The organism is Streptomyces endocoffeicus (genome assembly GCF_016741935.1).
In the GTDB taxonomy this organism is placed as follows: Bacteria; Actinomycetota; Actinomycetes; order Streptomycetales; family Streptomycetaceae; genus Streptomyces; species Streptomyces endocoffeicus.
The window spans coordinates 1-416 of record NZ_JAERRG010000217.1; the positions used below are offsets into that span (position 1 = coordinate 1).

A 416-nucleotide genomic window follows, 5' to 3' on the forward strand; every position below is an offset into this window, starting at 1 on the left:
GACCACATCGCCACCTCCCGCACCCCCGACTTCGAAACCACCTTCCACACCGCCACCCAAGGCCAAGGCATCCACGTCATCCTCAACTCCCTCACCGACGACCTCATCGACGCCTCCCTCCGCCTCCTCACCCCCAACGGCCGATTCATCGAAATGGGCAAAACCGACCTCCGCAACACCGAGGAAGTGGCACGGGCACATCCGGGCGTGACGTACCGCGCGTTCGACATCGCCGACGACGCGGGCCCGGACCGCATCGGCGCGATGCTGATGGAGCTGGCCGGGTTGTTCGAGCGGGGGGCGCTACGGGGTCTTCCGGTGCGGTGTTGGGACGTGCGGGAGTCGGTGGACGCCTTCCGCTTCATGGCCCAGGCCCGCCACATCGGCAAGGTCGTCCTCACCATCCCACACACCCC

1 protein-coding gene is annotated in these 416 nt (G+C 67.3%); it reads left to right on the top strand.

What is annotated here, in order from left to right; all coding sequences use genetic code 11:
- Positions 1 to 416, top strand: a 416-nt coding sequence (locus JK364_RS54665) for a zinc-binding dehydrogenase (protein ID WP_201858918.1), incomplete at both ends; no start/stop codon positions are given.